The sequence below is a fragment of the Streptomyces sp. M2CJ-2 genome (assembly GCF_016757295.1).
Lineage (GTDB): Bacteria > Actinomycetota > Actinomycetes > Streptomycetales > Streptomycetaceae > Streptomyces.
The window spans coordinates 1-451 of record NZ_JAESIF010000297.1; the positions used below are offsets into that span (position 1 = coordinate 1).

The window sequence follows — 451 nt, forward strand, 5'->3', positions numbered from 1 at the left end:
CCTGAAGGACCCCGAGGGCCGTCGGCGGCCGTTCATCCCGATGCGGGAGCTGGCGCCGGGCACGGACCGGTGGGGCGCGGAGATCACCCCGGACACCGTGGGCCGGTGGACCTACCGCGTCGAGGCGTGGGGCGACCCCATCACGACCTGGCGCCGCCACGCGCGCATCAAGGTGCACGCCGGCATCGACGCCGGTCTGGTGCTGGAGGAGGGCGGCGACCTGTACAAGCGGGCCGCCGCCGGAGTGCCCAAGGACGACGGCCGCTCCGCCGTGCTCGCCGCGGCGAAGAGGCTCCACGACGACTCCCTGCCCTGCGCCACCCGGTTGGCGGCGGCGTTGACGCCGGAGGTGGACGCGGTCCTGGCCCGCCACCCGCTGCGCGAACCGGTCACCACCGGCGACCCGATGCCCCTGCTGGTGGAACGCGAACGCGCCCTGTACGGCTCCTGG

1 protein-coding gene is annotated in these 451 nt (G+C 75.4%); it reads left to right on the forward strand.

The window, feature by feature from the left end; all coding sequences use genetic code 11:
- Positions 1–451: maltotransferase domain-containing protein (locus tag JL475_RS39380; RefSeq protein WP_202282979.1), on the forward strand; the 451-nt coding region annotated here is incomplete at both ends.